This window comes from Aeromicrobium sp. PFPM2_SD2 (assembly GCF_057364525.1).
The window spans coordinates 1-5,483 of the sequence record NZ_JBNFNZ010000143.1 but is presented as its reverse complement, the minus strand read 5'-3'; the positions used below and the strand labels follow the sequence as shown (position 1 = coordinate 5,483).

Annotated in this window: 5 protein-coding genes; 3 read left to right on the top strand and 2 right to left on the bottom strand. The window is 71.8% G+C overall.

The window, feature by feature from the left end; genetic code table 11:
* Both AC2W7G_RS08420 and AC2W7G_RS08415 read left to right on the top strand, forming a co-directional pair.
* Positions 1-861, top strand: an 861-nt coding sequence (locus AC2W7G_RS08420; RefSeq protein ID WP_485868034.1) for a PQQ-dependent sugar dehydrogenase, incomplete at its 5' end; no start/stop codon positions are given.
* A gap of 95 nt (positions 862-956) precedes the next feature.
* Positions 957-1,124 carry a hypothetical protein gene (locus AC2W7G_RS08415; RefSeq protein ID WP_485868033.1) on the top strand — a complete coding sequence of 56 codons (168 nt, stop codon included), beginning with the start codon at positions 957-959 and terminating at the stop codon, positions 1,122-1,124.
* Positions 1,125-1,185: 61 nt separating this feature from the next.
* On the opposite strand, the gene AC2W7G_RS08410 is transcribed toward AC2W7G_RS08415, so the two are convergent.
* Positions 1,186-1,389, bottom strand: a complete 204-nt coding sequence (locus tag AC2W7G_RS08410; RefSeq protein WP_485868032.1) for a cold-shock protein — start codon at positions 1,387-1,389, stop codon at positions 1,186-1,188.
* Positions 1,390-1,736: 347 nt separating this feature from the next.
* Between AC2W7G_RS08410 and AC2W7G_RS08405 the strand changes: the two genes are divergently transcribed.
* The gene (locus AC2W7G_RS08405; protein ID WP_485868031.1) at positions 1,737-4,133 is read left to right on the top strand and encodes an immune inhibitor A domain-containing protein; all 2,397 of its coding nucleotides are present in this window, start codon (positions 1,737-1,739) and stop codon (positions 4,131-4,133) included.
* 67 nt (positions 4,134-4,200) lie between these two features.
* On the opposite strand, the gene AC2W7G_RS08400 is transcribed toward AC2W7G_RS08405, so the two are convergent.
* Complete coding sequence (locus AC2W7G_RS08400) at positions 4,201-5,118, bottom strand: threonine aldolase family protein (protein ID WP_485868030.1); 918 nt, start codon at positions 5,116-5,118, stop codon at positions 4,201-4,203.
* Positions 5,119-5,483 lie beyond the last annotated feature (365 nt).

Here is a 5,483-nt window from a genome sequence, read left to right as displayed (position 1 = left end):
GAGGGCCGCGTCGTGCTCGTGGACGGCGGGCGCGTGCGCACCGTCGGGGACGTGCCCGGCGTGGTGCCGGCCGCCGGCATCGGCGAGGGCGGTCTGCTCGGCCTGGCCGTCCCGCCGGGCGACGACTCGGTGGTCTACGCCTTCCACACGGCCGACTCCGACGACCGCGTGGTGCGCATGACGTTCGACGGACGACGGCTCGGGCGCCCCGAGCCGGTCGTCACCGGCATCCCGTCGGCCACGCACCACCACGGCGGCCGCCTGCTGTTCGACGCCCGGGGGAACCTGTTCGTCTCGACCGGCGACGCCGAGCAGCGCGAGCTCGCCCAGGACCGCGACTCGCTGGCCGGCAAGGTGCTGCGCGTGGACCGCGACGGGCGTCCGGTCGACGGCAACCCGTTCGGCAACCGCACGTGGACCTACGGCCACCGCAACGTCGAGGGCCTGGCCGTCGACGCCGACGGACGGCTCTGGGCGACCGAGTTCGGCGACAAGTCCGCCGACGAGCTCAACCTGCTCCGGCGCGGCGGCAACTACGGCTGGCCCCAGGTGGAGGGCGAGGGCGGCGGGAACGGGCTGGTCGACCCGCTGGTCACGTGGGGCACGAGCGAGTGCTCCCCGGCGGGGCTGGCGATCACCCGCTCGACCGCGTTCCTCGGCGCGCTGCAGGGGCGCTGCCTGTTCTCCGTGCCGCTCGCGGGGGAGCGGGCCGGACGGCCGCGCCGGCACCTGGACGACGACGACCGCGTGCGCACGGTGGCCGTCGCGCCCGACGGTGCGCTGTGGGTGACCACGTCGAACACGGACGGCCGGCGCGAGCCGGGTCGCGGCGACGACCGCATCTGGCGGGTGACCCTGTGAGGGCGGCTGAGACTACCGACGCGTAAGGGTGTCTGCCGCCAAAACATGAGGCTAGCCTCGGGATCGGGCACCGTGCCCGCCCGAAGGAGGTCCTCATGGACGACACGACGTTCGACTACGACCGCGGCGACGTCACGACGATGGCCCGGCGCTACCCGGTCCGTCCGCTCGCCCACGTGGCCGCCCACCCCGGCGACGTCCGGTTCCTGGCGGGTGCGCCCGAGCCGCTCCAGCACGCCTGGGACGAGGGCGGCCGCCCCTAGCGACCCGACGCAAGACGAAGGCCCCACCCGGCGGACCGGGTGGGGCCTTCGTGCGCGCTGGTCAGAGCGGGCGGATGTTCGCCGCCTGCAGGCCCTTGGGGCCCTGCTCGACGTCGAACTCGACCTTCTGGGCCTCGTCCAGCGAGCGGTAGCCGCTGGTCTGGATGGCGCTGAAGTGGGCGAAGACGTCGGCGCTGCCGTCGTCCGGCGCGATGAACCCGAAGCCCTTGTCGGCGTTGAACCACTTGACGGTTCCGGTGGCCATGTCCTTCTCCTCGGTTGCCAGAGCGGTCCGAGACCTTCTGCGGACCGCGGTCGCGGTGGTGCTCCCGAGTCAACCAGGCACCCGGACGGGTCACGCCAGCCACAGGTCGTACGCACAGCAACTGGCGACCACCCTAGGGCAGGGGGAGGGCGGTCCGCACGGGTTCGCGCGGAGCGTGTCGCGGCGTCCGGCCTTCATCGAAACGCAATCGGGCCAATAGTCCGTCGTGTCTAGACGGGACTAGTCCTTCCTACCTAGGTTGACCCCAGGCCTGCGTCGCCCCACCGGACGGCGCGCGCTGCGCGGACCACCCGGCCCGCACCATCACGACACACAGGGGGAACACAGTGAGACGTCTCACGACGGGCCTGATCGGGCTCGGACTGACGGCCTCGTTCGGAGTCGCGTACGCCGCGCCCGGACAGGCCGCCCCGGCGCCGCAGCAGCCGGCGGCCGAGAAGGCACACCGGGAGCACGAGCTCCCGAACCCGCTCGAGGACAAGCGTCGCGCCCTGCGCGAGGAGGCCCTCGCGGCGGTGCTGAGCGGTGACGCGAAGACGGTGCAGCGCAACGGCAGCACCGTCGTCAAGCTCGGCAAGTCCTACGCCCCGGCCGACGCCGCCGCGCGCAGCAACAAGAAGGCGCGCTCGACGCTCAAGGGCAAGAAGGCCCAGGCCAAGCAGGTCGACCAGTACGTGGAGCTCGAGCAGGAGCGCGCGGACAAGATCTTCGTCGTCCTGGCCGAGTTCGGCGACGAGCGCCACCCCGACTTCCCCGACTCGGACTGGGCGTCCGCCGAGGACGCGGTGGAGCCGCAGCGCTTCGACGGCCCGCTGCACAACCAGATTCCCGAGCCCGACCGGCGCAAGGACAACAGCACGGTCTGGCAGAAGGACTTCTCCCAGGAGCACTTCCAGGACCTGTACTTCGCCGACGGCAAGAAGGACGAGTCGGTCAAGACCTACTACGAGACGCAGTCGTCGGGCCGCTACACGGTCGACGGGCAGGTCTCGGACTGGGTCAAGGTGCGCTACAACCAGGCGCGCTACGGCCGCACCGACCGCGGTGCCTGGGACCTGGTCCGTGACGCGCTGAACTCGTGGGTCGCCGACCAGCAGGCCAAGGGCCGCACCGAGGCGCAGATCGCGGCCGACCTGGCCTCGTACGACCAGTACGACCGGTACGACTTCGACGGCGACGGCGACTTCAACGAGCCCGACGGGTACATCGACCACTTCCAGATCGTCCACGCGGGCGGCGACGAGGCCGACGGCGACCCGATCTACGGCAGCGACGCGATCTGGTCGCACCGCTGGTACGCGTTCGTCACCGACGCCGGCGCCACCGGCCCGGCGCAGAACCCGCTCGGCGGCACGCAGATCGGCAACACCGGTCTGTGGGTCGGTGACTACACGGTCCAGCCCGAGAACGGCGGCCTGTCGGTCTTCGCGCACGAGTACGGCCACGACCTCGGCCTGCCGGACGCGTACAGCACCGCCGGCGGCGACAACAACAACGAGTACTGGACGCTCATGGCCCAGAGCCGGCTCAACGGCAAGGGCGAGCCGCTCGGGACGCGTCCGGGCGACCTCGGCGCGTGGGAGAAGCTGCAGCTCGGCTGGCTCGACTACGAGGCGGTCTCGCACACGCAGCGGAAGACGCTCGACCTCGGGCCGCAGGAGTACAACACCGGCAAGGCGCAGGGCGCCGTCGTCGTCCTGCCGGACAAGACGGTCTCCAGCGACAACGGCGCCCCGGCGTCGGGCTCGCAGCAGTTCTTCTCCGGCTCCGGCGACGACCTGGCCAACTCGATGACCACCGAGGTCGACCTCACCGGCAAGACGTCCGCGTCCTTCCGGGGCAAGATCCGGTACTCCATCGAGGAGGGCTACGACTACGCCTACTTCCAGGCCTCGACCGACGGCGGGAACACCTGGACGTCGCTGGCCGGCACCGTCAACGGCACCGACTACGGGCTGGACACGTCCGGCAAGCCGGGCATCGACGGCGAGCAGAAGAGCTGGGCCGACCTGGTCGTCCCGCTCGACGCCTACGCGGGCCAGAAGATCCAGCTGCGCGCGTACTACAAGACCGACGGCGGCCTGGCGATGCCCGGCCTGTTCCTCGACGACGTCAGCGTCGTCGCCGACGGCCAGACGATCCTGACCGACGGTGCCGAGGACGGCAGCCCGGCGTGGACGTTCGACGGCTTCAGCGTGGTCGGTGCGACCACGACGCAGTCGTACGACAACTTCTACGTCATGGGCCACCGCTCGCCGGTGAGCTACGACAAGTACCTGGAGACCGGCCCGTACAACTTCGGCTGGGCGAACACCCGTCCGGACTGGGTCGAGCACTTCAGCTACGGGCAGGGCCTGCTGATCTCGTACTGGGACACCTCCCAGGCCGACAACAACACGATCACGCACCCCGGCGAGGGCCGGAACCTGCCGATCGACGCGCACCCGGAGCCGATCATCAACATCGCGACCGGGCAGCCGTGGCGGGCCCGCGTGGCGGTCTACGACGCGCCGTTCTCGACGCTCAAGGCCGACTCGTTCACGCTGCACACCAACGGCGTCGCGTCCTACATCCGGGCGCAGCAGCCGCGGCCGCTGTTCGACGACACGAAGAAGTACTGGTACGCCGAGACGCCTCAGCAGGGCGTCAAGCTGCCGGGCGTCGGCGTGAAGGTCAAGGTGCTGCAGGAGCAGGGCACCAGCATGAGGATCCGGGTCAACTGACGCCGGTCTGACGCGCGAGGGCCCCGGGGAGCGATCCCCGGGGCCCTTCGTCGTCCGCGGTCGGCGGTCAGCCGCGGCCGAGCTCCTCGCGCAGCACGGCGACGAACCGGTCGACGTCGGCCTCGGTGGTGTCCCACGACGTCATCCAGCGCACCTCGCCGCGAGCGCGGTCCCAGTCGTAGAACCGGACGCGCTCGCGCACGCGGTCGGCGACGGCCAGAGGCAGCGTCGCGAAGATCGCGTTGGCGTCGGTGCGCTGGGTGAACGCCAGGTCGGGCAGCGAGCCGTCGGCGACGCCGGCCTCGAGCGCGGAGCGCAGCCGGGCGGCCATGGCGTTGGCGTGGCCGGCGCTGCGCAGGCCGAGGTCGTCCTCGAACAGCGCGAGCAGCTGGACCGAGGCGAAGCGCATCTTGCTGGTCAGCTGCATGGTGAGCTTGCGCAGGTAGGTCAGGCCGGTCGCTCGCTCGGGGTCGAGCACGACGACCGCCTCGACGCCGAGCAGGCCGTTCTTGGTGCCGCCGAGGCTCAGCACGTCCACGCCGGCGTCCGTGGTGAAGTCCCGGAACGGGACGCCGAGCGCCGCCGCGGCGTTCCAGAGCCGGGCACCGTCCATGTGCACGGCCATGCCGCGCTCGTGGGCGAAGTCGGCGATCGCCCGCACCTCGGCGGGGGAGTACAGCGTCCCCATCTCGGTGGTCTGGGTGATGCTGACCGCGAGCGGCTGGGCGCGGTGCTCGTTGCCGAAGCCCCAGGCCTCGCGGCCGACCAGCTCGGGAGTCAGCCGGCCGTCCGGCGTGGGGACGGTCAGCAGCTTGAGCCCGGTCATGCGCTCGGGCGCGCCGGCCTCGTCGGTGTTGATGTGCGCCGTGGTCGCGGCCACGACCGCGCCCCACCGCGGCAGGACGCTGGTCAGGGAGACCACGTTGGCGCCGGTGCCGTTGAACACCGGGAACGCCTCGGCCCGCTCGCCGAACTGCTCGCGCACCACCTGCTGCAGCCGCGCGGTGTAGACGTCCTCGCCGTAGGCGACCTGGTGGCCGCCGTTGCCGCGGCCAGCGCGGCCAGGACCTCGGGGTGGACGCCCGCGTAGTTGTCGCTGGCGAAGCCGCGCCAGTCCGGGTCGTGGAGGGAGGAGGTGCTCACAGCGCCATCCTCCCAGCCGGGCCCCGGCGTCCCCGCGCCTGTCACCGCGACTCGTGGGCGTGGACGACCTGGTCGATCGCGCCGGGCGCGCCGCCCATCTCGTCGGCGACCTCGCCGGCGACGTCGTCGGCGTCGGTGACCTCGTGGCCGGACTCGTCCATGCCGGCGTCGGCCGCGTCCAGGGCCCGGCGGTTTGGTGGCGAGCAC